This is a genomic window from Neisseria sp. (assembly GCF_041804105.1).
Lineage (GTDB): Bacteria > Pseudomonadota > Gammaproteobacteria > Burkholderiales > Neisseriaceae > Neisseria.
Genome location: NZ_JBHCJY010000095.1, coordinates 1 through 10,385 on the forward strand (window position 1 = coordinate 1; position 10,385 = coordinate 10,385).

Here is a 10,385-nt window from a genome sequence, read left to right on the forward strand (position 1 = left end):
AACGTTAAGGAGTTTAATCGTTTGCGCTTCCACGCCTTTGGCCGCGTCAATCACCATCAGCGCGCTGTCCACCGCGGTTAAAACGCGGTAGGTGTCTTCCGAAAAGTCTTGGTGGCCGGGCGTATCGAGCAGGTTGACGGTGTGGTCTTTGTAGTCGAACTGCATCACGGATGACGCCACGGAAATGCCGCGCTGCTTCTCGATTTCCATCCAGTCGGAAGTGGCGAATTTGCCCGTTTTCTTACCCTTGACCGTACCCGCGCTCTGAATCGCACCCGAAAACAGCAAGAGCTTTTCGGTGAGCGTGGTTTTACCCGCGTCGGGGTGGGAAATGATGGCAAAGGTGCGGCGGCGGCGCACTTGGTCTAGGATTTCGGACATATTGTTCTCGGTTCTCTGCAAAACGGTTTCAGACGGCCTGTGGCAGGGGCAGGCCGTCTGAAAAAATCAAAACGCGGATTGTACGCAGAAAAGGCTTGTTTTTCAATGAAACAGGTAAAACGGCGGGCTTCGGAAAAGGCCGTCTGAAAGGTGTTCAGACGGCCTTGAATGACAGGTGTTTGGGAACGCGCATCGGCAAACCGTTTGGCGGAAACCGCCGCAGTGCCCGTGCGGGAGGAATCTGCGGCGGCGGTTTGAAAACCCGTGTAAAAAGGTTGCGGACGGCAGTACGGCTTGCGGCCTGTGCGAAAACGACCCGATGTCCGCCGCAAGCGGTTTTGCCGTATGGCGCGGCGGTTTATTTCGACGGAACGCTCTGGCCGTTGATTTTGACACTGGTCAGGCGCAGGTTGTAGGTTTTGCCGTCGTCGGTGTAGCTGATTTGGGCGGGGATGTTGTTGAACTCGGGGGCGAAGGCGTAGCTGACGGTGTCGTCGCCGCGCGTTACGCGGTAGCGGTTGACCGTGGTGGCCGTGCCGCCGATTTTGTATTGCGCGCTGCCTGCGCTGTTGAGGCTGCCGACGCGGTAGATTTTTTTGCCGTTGGTGATGCGGGTGCCGGCGGGCAGTTTGGCATCGTTGGCGGCGAGTTGCCACGCCAGGGTAAACAGATCCATGGTGCTGCCGGAATCGGCTTCGGTTTTCTGTTTGCCCGCTTTGCCGTAGGTGATTTTGCCGCCGCCGAACTTGGCCTGGGCGTAGAGTTTGCCGCCGCGCACGTCTTTGTAGTAGCTCGGTTGCAGGGTGTTGCCGCTGATGCTGCCGCCGCTTTCGAAGCGGATGCTGTAAAGCGGGACTTTGATGTTGGACACGATTTTGTAGCTGCCGCCGCTGCGGGTGAAGGTCATGGTGGCGGGCAGGCGCAGTTTGCCGAAGCTGCCGGAATATTGCAGTACGGCGGATTGGGGCAGTTCGGCCATCGCGGGCACGCTCAGGGCGGCGATCATCAGGGGCAGGATCAGTTTTTTCATCGGGTTTCCTTTCTGCGGGATGCGGATGCGGGCGGGTGTTCGGACGGCCTGTTGCGGTATTGCGGCGAAGGCCGTCTGAAAACGGTTAAGGGGGCAGCGTTGCGGCAGGGCCTTGGGCCGTGTTTCGGGGCAACGGGGTTTGCGTTTGCGCGCGCTGCTGCGGGTATGTGTTTCAGGCCGTCTGAAAACGGCTGAAATGTTGCGCCGTTCCTGCGAGCCGCCTGTGCGGTCAGGCCAGCAGGATTTGTCCTGCGGCATTGCGGTGGGAATTGGCGACGCGGTTGCCGTCGGTTTTCAGACGGCCTGCGGCAAAATCGGCCACGGCTTGCGGCAACAGTTTGTGTTCTGCTTCCAAAACCCTTGCGGCCAAGGTTTCGGGGGTGTCGTCGTCGAGTACGGGCACGACGCCTTGGGAAATAATCGGGCCGCAGTCGAGTTCGGCGGTCACGAAATGGATGGTGCAGCCTGCCACGCGGCAACCGGCTTCGATGGCACGCTTGTGGGTATGCAGGCCGGTAAACGAGGGCAGCAGCGAAGGGTGGATGTTGATCAGACGGCCTTCGTAGTGGGCGCAGAATGCGGGGGTCAGGATGCGCATGAATCCCGCCAACACCACCAGGTCGGGGCGGTAGGCATCGATTTTTTCCATCATGGCGGCATCGAAGGCTTCGCGACTGGGGAATTCTTTGTGGTTGAGGCTGCCGGTGGCGATGCCGCGCTCCGCCGCCCATGCCAGTCCGGCTGCGGTATTGCTGTTGCTCAAAACGGCAGCGATGTTGACATCGGGAATGGCGGCGTTGACGATGGCCTGCATATTGCTGCCGCGGCCGGAAATCAGGATAACGGTGTTGGTCATGGGATGCTCGTTTCGGGGGAAACCGCCTGCCGTTGTGGAAGTTGCGGCGGTTTCGGACGGGGTTAAGTTAATCCGTCGTGCGGATGCGGGCAAGCGTCCGCCGCGCGGTTTAACGGCTTTTTATGAAAAACGGGGGAAAGATGCGTTATTTTAGCGGATTCGCACGGCGGAATGTGGGGGAAATGCCATAGGGCGGACGGATGCGGCAGGGCATGGAGAACGGCCGGATGCCGTCTGAAAACTGTTTTTCAGACGGCCTTGAATGCCGTCCACGCCTGTGACAACAGGCCGACGGCGAGATAAAACATCATCAGCGCAATCAGCGCGTCCAATGCCTGCCACACCCGTTCGCGGCGGAAAACGGGCAGCAGCAGGCGCGAGCCGAAGCCGATGCTGCAAAACCACAAGGCCGAAGCGCTCAGCGCACCCATCAGAAACAGGGCTTTGCCGTTGCCGTCCAGACCGGTGGCGTAGCCGCCGATCAGCATGATGGTGTCCACATAAACATGGGGGTTCAGCAGGGTAATCGCGAGCGTGGCGGCGGCGGTTTTGAATCGGGAAGACTGCGTTGCTGGGGCAGAATCGACGCTCAGATAATTGCCGCCCGTCCAGGCGCGTTTTGCACTCATCGCGCCGTAGGCAAGCAGGAACAGTCCGCCGGCCAGCGAGAGCAGGGCGGAAAGCAGCGGATTGCCGGACAGGATTGCGCCGACGCCGTACACGCCCGCACCGATCAGCATCACGTCGCACAGCCAGCACAGCAGCACGACGGTACCGATATGCTGCCGCAGCAGTCCTTGTTTGAGCACGAACGCGTTTTGCGCGCCGATGGCCATAATCAGTCCGCCGGAAATCATAAAGCCGTTGAGAAAGGTGTTCATGGGGATTCCTGTGAATGGCAAAGCGGGAGGGCAGGCCGTCTGAAAATGGGGGATGGGGGGCGGGTTTTCAGACGGCCTGAGTGCGGCCGGATATGCCTGAGCCTGGTTTTCCTGTGCTTGGCCGCTTGGTTTCCGCCTGTGGGCATAGCGGTATCATCCAAGTGCAGTCCTAAAGGACGGAAGCGGTCGTTTTACGGCGCACCACGGCAGCGGCGGACATCATTATAGTGAAACGGGCGGCAAACGGTAAGCGGGGAACGGGGATACGCTGGCATCGTGGGCAGGCATGGTTTGCTGTTGTGTTTTATTCGGGCGGAACAACGGTTTGCCGAACGGAGTTCCATTGAAGGGAAACAGGATGGGCGGTTCAAACGTTCCGATAACCGGTTCATCCGAAACAAAAGGCCGTCTGAAAATCTTTCAGACGGCCTTTGCCGTGTGCTGCAAAGACAGGATTATTTTTTGCCTTCAGGTTTGGCTTGGGGCTGTTCCTGCGGCATTTGCTGCATCTGCTGCTGGATTTGCTGGAGCTGTTCGGGAGAAATCTGCTGCGGCATCTGCTGTTGGGCTTTTTCGCCTTTTTCGATTTTCAGCAGTTTCACATCGAAAATCAGAGTGGCGTTGGGGCCGATTTTGTTGCCTTGGGGCTGAGGGCCGTAAGCGAGTTTGGCCGGGATGAAGAGCGTGGCTTCGCCGCCTTCTTTCATCAGCTGTAAACCTTCGGTCCAGCCGGGAATCATGCCGTTGAGTTGGAAGGTGGCGGGCATACCGTGCTGTTTGCTGCTGTCGAACACGGTACCGTCAATCAGACGGCCTTCGTATTCTACGGTAACGGTATCCGTGGCTTTGGGCTGTGCACCTGTACCTTCGGTTTTGATGGTGTACTGGAGTCCGGATGCGGTGGTTTTCACACCTTGTTTTTTGCCGTTTTCAGCCAAGAAAGCATCGCCTTTTTGCTGGTTGGCTTTTCCGTCGGCTTCCAGTTTGGCCTGGGCTTTTTTACCCAGCTCGGTTTGGAACGCCATCATGACTTCGCCGGCCTGTTGGTCGTTGAGTTTCGCTTTTCCGGCCAGAGTGTCTTCGATGGCCTGGTCAATCAGTTTGCGGTCGAGTTCGAGACCGATTTCCTTCATTTCTTTCAGTTGCTGGCCGATGCCCATACCCATCACATAGCTGGCCTGCTGGGTGGAATTGCCCAATGAAGCTGCGGCTCCGGAAGCGGCTGCGGCAGAAGCGCCGGAAGCGGCTTTGCCTGCGCCTGCTTCCTGTTTGCAGGCGGCCAATGCGAATACGGCGGCAAGCGCCAGTGCGGAATATTTGAACGTTTTGGTCATTGCTTGATGTCTTCGGAAGGTTGGAAAAGTCGCGATTATAGCCCAGTTTGCAGGGTTTGTTTGGTAAGTTAGACAGGCCGTCTGAAAACAAGGGTTAAGGATTTTCAGACGGCCTTGAAAAGATAAGGGAAAACGGAAGGGCTGGTTTGAATCGGTTCGTTATTTTATGCACCATACACCGATTCTGTTGGCTTTGCTGCCGTTATCCTTGAGCGGGTGGAGACCTGATATTTGGGGTTTGTGGGAATATTTATGGAAAACAATATGTTGTATATTTGTGCGACGAATTTCTGCCTGTTTTAAAGTAATTTCCATCGGGGAATGTTTGGTATCGGCATCGGAGGAGAGGATTATTCGGATACGGTCGAAAAAAACAGGCACACCGCAAAAACGGTATGCCTGTTTTGATTGGCGTTATCCGGTTTTAGAATTTGCCGCCGGATTGGTTCACCATGTAGGTAACGGCTGCTTTGACGTCGTCGTCGCTCAGGCTGGCCTGGCCGCCTTTGGGCGGCATGGCGTTGAAGCCGTTGATGGCGCTGTTGAACAAGGCATCTTTGCCTTTTTTGATGCGGGGTGCCCATTCGTCGTTTTTGGTAATGCGCGGAACGCCGGGGATGGGAGATGCCGCACCGTGGCAGGCGGCGCAGGCGGTTTCGAAGACTTTCTGACCGTTGCCGCCGCCGGCGGACGCGGCAGATGCTGCCCCGGAGGCAGCGGCAGGTGCGGCACCCGATGCGGCGGCAGGAGCCGACGCACTTGCGCCGGAAGCGGCTGCGCCTGATGCGGCGGAAGTGGAAGGTTCGGGGAAGCTGCCGCCAGATTTGTTGGTCATGTAAACGATGACGCGTTTGAGTTCGTCGTCGGTCAAGTCGGCTTGGCCGCCTTTGGCGGGCATGGCGTTAAAGCCGTTGAGTGCGTGTTGGAACAGGGTGTCGAAGCCTTGGGCGATGCGGGGAGCCCAATCGCCGTTGTTGCCCAGTCGGGGTGCATTGGGAACGGTACTGTCGGCAGCATGGCACTGGATACAGACTTTGCTGAAGATTTTGTCGCCTTGGCGCTGGCCTACGGGAATGCCGTCGCCCATAATCAGTTTGCCCGCGGGCTGGATGCGGGTTTCGGTTGCTGTTGCGGTGCTTTCGTCTACACTGATGAAAGAACGGCTGCCGGCCAGTTTCACGACAAAGAACAATACTGCGAGCAGGATGACGATGCCGCTGACTAAGGTAAACGCCGCCGATCCTCGGGCTTTAAGATTGTTGGGTTGGTTCATTTGGTAGGCCTCGCCAATGGTGGATTGTGCAAAATAGCTTGTAAGTATATGGATTTTATTTGGTTTTTGTTAATCGCAGTTAACAATATTTTGCTGGATTATACTGAATTCATCGGGGCTTTCCAATCGGTAGCGTCCATTTTCTGTGAAAAAAATCAGAAAAAACATGATAAATCTCAAAAAACCTGTTTTCGACAGGAAACGGTGTGCGGTAATGTGATAAAGATACAAGGCCGTCTGAAAAAATTTCATCCGAACGGTTTCCGTATTTTCATGTTTTCATGAAGGGTGGGAATGTGGAACGGGGTGGTTTTGTATATCGGCCGGTGCGATGCGGTATAACCGTTTGCCGGACGAGTCGGGCGCCGCCGCAAAATATTTTGCCATTTTTGCGGTTTTAGGCTAATCTTACCGTCTTTCCCGCGCACCCATAGCTCAGTTGGAAGAGCGTCAGTTTCCGAAGCTGGAGGCCACAGGTTCGATCCCTGTTGGGTGCGCCACCGGATTTCGCAGGCCGTCTGAAAAAATGTTTTTCAGACGGCCTGTCTGTATGTCGGCGGCAGTATTTTTATTTAAATCAATGTGTTTGTATGGATTGGAAACGTGATGCGGGGAAAGGCGGACGCTTTTGTCTTGCCTGAAATGCGGCTTTGGGTTATCGTTCAGGCTCTTTTCCGATAAATCTCAAGTATCTATTCCAATTGCTTGGATTGTCTGACTGCTGCCGTGTTTCTGCGATGCGCGTACCCTAAACCGCTGCCCGCAGGAACTGCATTACAGGTGCTGGGGCGGGGCGGGCGGTTCCTATTGGTTTACATACCGAATAAAAGAGGTTGCCATGCAATTATCAGGTGCACAAATCATTGTGCAGAGTCTCAAGGCCGAGGGCGTGGAATACGTTTTCGGCTATCCGGGTGGTGCGGTTCTCGAAATCTACGATGCCATCTTCCAACTCAATAAATTCAAACACATCCTTACCCGCCACGAGCAGGCGGCCGTTCACGCCGCCGATGCTTATGCGCGCACGAGCGGCAAAGTCGGCGTGGCTTTGGTTACGTCGGGGCCGGGGGCGACCAATGCGCTGACGGGTATCGCCACGGCTTATTCGGATTCAGTGCCGATTGTGGTGGTCAGCGGCCAGGTGGGTACGCCGATGATCGGGACGGATGCGTTTCAGGAAGTGGATACCATCGGCATTACCCGCCCTTGTGTGAAACACAATTTTCTCGTTACCGACATCAACGAATTGGCGCCGACCATCAAAAAAGCGTTCCAAATCGCCGCCAGCGGCCGTCCCGGCCCTGTGGTGGTGGATGTGCCGAAAGATGTAACGCAGGCGATGGCGAAATTCAGCTATCCGCAGGAAGACATCTTTATCCGTTCTTACCAGCCCGTTGTTCACGGACATACCGGCCAGATTAAGAAAGCGGTGCAGATGTTTGCGTCGGCCAAACGGCCGGTGGTGTATTTCGGTGGCGGCGTGGTGCTGGGCAATGCGCATCAGGAACTGATTGAGTTTGTGCGCATGACCGGTGCGCCGTGTACCGGTACGCTGATGGGTCTGGGTGCGTATCCTTCGAGCGACCGCCAGTTCTTGGGTATGCTGGGGATGCACGGCACTTATGAAGCCAATTTGGCCATGCAGAATGCTGACGTGGTGTTGGCGGTGGGTGCGCGGTTTGACGACCGCGTGGTGTCCGTGCCGTCTAAGTTTTTCGAAAAACCGAAAAAAATCATCCATATCGATGTTGATCCGTCCAGCATTGCCAAACGCGTGAAAGTGGACGTGCCGATTGTAGGCGACGTGAAAAGCGTGTTGGGCGAAATGGTGGCGTTGTGGAAGAAACAGGAAGCGGAACACCATCCCGCTTCGCTGGAAAAATGGTGGCATACCGTAGAAAGTTGGCGCAGCCGCAACAGCCTGTGGTTCGATAACGAAGGCGACATCATCAAGCCGCAGTATGTGGTGCAGAAGCTTGCCGAAGTTACCAATAATTCGGCCATCATCACCTCGGATGTGGGCCAGCACCAAATGTTTGCCGCACAATATTATCCGTTCGAGCGTCCGCGCCAATGGCTCAATTCGGGCGGTTTGGGCACGATGGGCGTAGGCTTGCCCTATGCGATGGGCGCCAAACTGGCCGCACCCGATCAGGATGTGTTCTGCATTACCGGCGAAGGCTCGATTCAGATGAATATCCAGGAATTGAGCACCTGTTTCCAATACCGCATCCCCGTCAACATCGTTACGCTCAACAACGGCTATCTGGGCATGGTGCGCCAATGGCAGGAGCTTTATTACAGCAACCGAGAATCGGAAACCTATTTCGACTCGCTGCCCGATTTTGTGAAGCTGGCCGAGGCCTACGGCCATGTCGGTATCCGCGTCGATAAAAAGGCCGATGTCGAAGGTGCGCTGCTGGAAGCGCTAAACCTGAAAGACCGTCTCGTTTTCCTGGATTTTCTGACCGACAAAAAGCAGAACGTGTTCCCCATGGTGGGCAACGGCAAGGGTTTGGACGAAATGGTGCTGCCGCTGCATATGCGCGAAAAGCCGCAGGATTCCGACGTGAACGACGTTAAAGACCGCGATTACGACACAAGGAGCGTGCCCTGATGAGACATATTTTATCCATTCTGATGGAAAACGAATCCGGCGCGATGAGCCGCGTGGTCGGCCTGTTTTCCGCACGCGACTACAACATCGACTCGCTCTCTGTCGCGCCCACCGAAGACCAAACCCTGTCGCGCATGACCATCGTTACCCACGGCGACGAAACCGTGATCGAGCAAATCACCAAGCAGCTCAACAAGCTCATCGAAGTGGTGAAAGTGGTGGATTTGAACGAAAGCCGCTTTGTCGAGCGCGAACTGATGCTGGTCAAGGTACGCGCCGTCGGTAAAGACCGCGACGAATTCCTGCGGCTGACCGAAATCTACCGCGGCAGCATCGTTGACGTTACCGACCGCAGCTATACCATCGAAATCACGGGTTCGACCGACAAGCTCGATTCTTTTCTGGAAACCGCAGGTCGCGCCCTGATTCTCGAAACCGTGCGTACCGGTGCGGCGGGCATCGGCAGGGGCGAACGGATTTTGAAAATCTGATTGCCGCATCAATCAAGGTTTTCAGACGGCCTGTCTGTTTAAAGGCCGTCTGAAAACTGCTGTAAAAGGAGTAAAACCATGTCAGGCATTAAAATCGCGGCCACCGTTGCCGTCAAATCCGAACACCGCGAGGCGCTGCTGCCCGAGTTTGAAAAAATCGTCGCAGCCAGCCGCGCCGAAGCAGGCAATGTGTTCTACCACCTGCATCAGGAAATCGGCAACCCGAACCGTTTCGTATTTTTCGAACACTGGCAGTCGCAGGAAGCCGTCGACCAACACAACGCCAGCGCGCATTTTCAGGCGTTTGTCAAAGCCTTGGAAGGCAAAACCGACCAGTTGGACATCGTGTTGCTGAACGATTTGTCCGACAACGGATAAAGCGGCGGGGCGGATTGCCCGAACAAACGCCCGATTGCCGCCATCCGGAAAAGGCCGTCTGAAAACCGCAAATCCCTTTTTCAGACGGCCTGTACCGACCAAACTTATTTTTCTAAACATCCCTTCAAAAAAGGAAACCTTCATGCAAGTTTATTACGATAAAGACGCCGATCTGTCCCTCATCAAAGGCAAAACCGTTGCCATCATCGGCTACGGTTCGCAAGGCCACGCGCACGCAGCCAACCTGAAAGATTCCGGCGTAAACGTCGTTATCGGCCTGCGTCAGGGCACTTCTTGGAACAAAGCGGTTGCCGCCGGTTTCGAGACCCTGTCCGTGGCCGACGCCACCAAAAAAGCAGACGTGGTGATGATTCTGCTGCCCGACGAAAACCAGCCCCACGTCTACAAAAACGAAATCGCCCCCAACCTGAAATCCGGTGCGGCGCTGGCATTCGCCCACGGCTTCAACATCCACTACAACCAAATCGTGCCGCCCAAAGACGTTGACGTGATTATGGTCGCCCCCAAAGGCCCGGGCCACACCGTGCGCAGCGAATACCTCAAAGGCGGCGGCGTGCCCTCGCTGATTGCCGTTTACCAAGACAACTCCGGCAAAGCCCGCGACATCGCCCTCTCTTACGCCGCAGCCAACGGCGGCACCAAAGGCGGCGTGATTGAAACCAACTTCCGCGAAGAAACCGAAACCGACCTGTTCGGCGAACAGGCCGTATTGTGCGGCGGCGCGGTAGAGCTGGTGAAATGCGGTTTCGAAACTTTGGTGGAAGCCGGTTACGCGCCCGAAATGGCTTATTTCGAGTGTCTGCACGAGCTGAAACTCATCGTTGACCTGATGTACGAAGGCGGCATCGCCAACATGAACTACTCCATTTCCAACAACGCGGAATACGGCGAATACGTTACCGGCCCCGAAGTGATTACGCCCGCCACCAAAGAAGCGATGAAAAAAGCGCTCTATCGCATTCAATCGGGCGAATACGCGAAAATGTTCATCCAAGAAGGTGCAACCAACTACGCCAGCATGACAGCCCGCCGTCGTCTGAACGCCGACCACCAAATCGAAAAAGTCGGCGCGCAACTGCGCAGCATGATGCCGTGGATTGCCAAAAACAAACTGGTGGATTTG

At 55.9% G+C, this 10,385-nt stretch carries 10 protein-coding genes and 1 tRNA gene; 5 read left to right on the forward strand and 6 right to left on the reverse strand.

Annotation, left to right across the window (positions count from 1 at the left end):
* The 6 genes from ACEYDX_RS08660 to ACEYDX_RS08685 all read right to left on the reverse strand — a co-directional run.
* The coding region (locus tag ACEYDX_RS08660; protein WP_373741620.1) for a GTP-binding protein at positions 1-381 on the reverse strand (381 nt) is incomplete at its 3' end.
* A 358-nt stretch (positions 382-739) separates the two neighbouring features.
* On the reverse strand, positions 740-1,411 hold the full coding sequence (locus tag ACEYDX_RS08665; protein WP_373741629.1) for a DUF3108 domain-containing protein: 672 nt from the start codon (positions 1,409-1,411) through the stop codon (positions 740-742).
* Between the two features lie 229 nt (positions 1,412-1,640).
* Positions 1,641-2,267 carry a phosphoribosylglycinamide formyltransferase gene (purN, locus tag ACEYDX_RS08670; protein WP_373741621.1) on the reverse strand — a complete coding sequence of 209 codons (627 nt, stop codon included), beginning with the start codon at positions 2,265-2,267 and terminating at the stop codon, positions 1,641-1,643.
* 248 nt (positions 2,268-2,515) lie between these two features.
* On the reverse strand, positions 2,516-3,148 hold the full coding sequence (locus ACEYDX_RS08675) for a LysE/ArgO family amino acid transporter (RefSeq protein WP_373741622.1): 633 nt from the start codon (positions 3,146-3,148) through the stop codon (positions 2,516-2,518).
* Between the two features lie 455 nt (positions 3,149-3,603).
* Complete coding sequence (fkpA, locus tag ACEYDX_RS08680) at positions 3,604-4,482, reverse strand: FKBP-type peptidyl-prolyl cis-trans isomerase (protein WP_373741623.1); 879 nt, start codon at positions 4,480-4,482, stop codon at positions 3,604-3,606.
* A 424-nt stretch (positions 4,483-4,906) separates the two neighbouring features.
* Positions 4,907-5,755, reverse strand: coding sequence for a cytochrome c5 family protein (locus ACEYDX_RS08685; RefSeq protein WP_373741624.1), 849 nt, complete (start codon positions 5,753-5,755; stop codon positions 4,907-4,909).
* Positions 5,756-6,179: 424 nt separating this feature from the next.
* On the opposite strand from ACEYDX_RS08685, the gene ACEYDX_RS08690 reads away from it, so the two are divergent.
* The 5 genes from ACEYDX_RS08690 to ilvC form a co-directional block, all read left to right on the forward strand.
* Positions 6,180-6,255: transfer RNA gene (locus ACEYDX_RS08690), tRNA-Arg, on the forward strand.
* A 338-nt stretch (positions 6,256-6,593) separates the two neighbouring features.
* A complete protein-coding gene (gene ilvB, locus ACEYDX_RS08695) occupies positions 6,594-8,372 on the forward strand; it encodes a biosynthetic-type acetolactate synthase large subunit (protein ID WP_373741625.1) in 1,779 nt (592 codons plus the stop codon).
* Positions 8,372-8,863, forward strand: a complete 492-nt coding sequence (gene ilvN, locus ACEYDX_RS08700; RefSeq protein WP_373741626.1) for an acetolactate synthase small subunit — start codon at positions 8,372-8,374, stop codon at positions 8,861-8,863. The genes ilvB and ilvN overlap by 1 nt, the downstream gene beginning before the upstream one ends.
* A 78-nt stretch (positions 8,864-8,941) precedes the next feature.
* On the forward strand, positions 8,942-9,241 hold the full coding sequence (locus tag ACEYDX_RS08705; RefSeq protein WP_373741627.1) for a putative quinol monooxygenase: 300 nt from the start codon (positions 8,942-8,944) through the stop codon (positions 9,239-9,241).
* A 142-nt stretch (positions 9,242-9,383) separates the two neighbouring features.
* On the forward strand, positions 9,384-10,385 hold a 1,002-nt coding region (gene ilvC, locus ACEYDX_RS08710; RefSeq protein WP_373741628.1), incomplete at its 3' end, for a ketol-acid reductoisomerase.